The 278-nt window shown below is 39.6% G+C and carries 1 pseudogene; it reads right to left on the minus strand.

The features are described 5' to 3' along the window. Positions 1-278 (minus strand): annotated as a pseudogene (locus HC175_RS24105) (class I SAM-dependent methyltransferase); the annotation flags it as partial.

Consider the following 278-nt stretch of genomic DNA (forward strand, 5'->3'; position numbering starts at 1 on the left):
TAATCCTTTTTTTGCATCAGCATGGTGAGGTGCATACAGCTGAACATGTAATTATCATCCAAGGCCGATTGTTCCCAATCTTCCCGGTGCCAGTTTTTAGCTTTATCTATTTTTTTTTCCTCAGAACCAGGCAATAAGTAAAGCAATGGGAGCCATTTAATTTTTCCCAAAACCGCACGTCGTTCAACTATATTAAAAGCTTCTTCGAATTTATAGTAGGTTTCCCTGGAAAAAGGCCATTCCCAGTCCTTGTCACTCTGAAAGGGTCGATAAATTGT

The organism is Salinimicrobium oceani, from assembly GCF_012037645.1.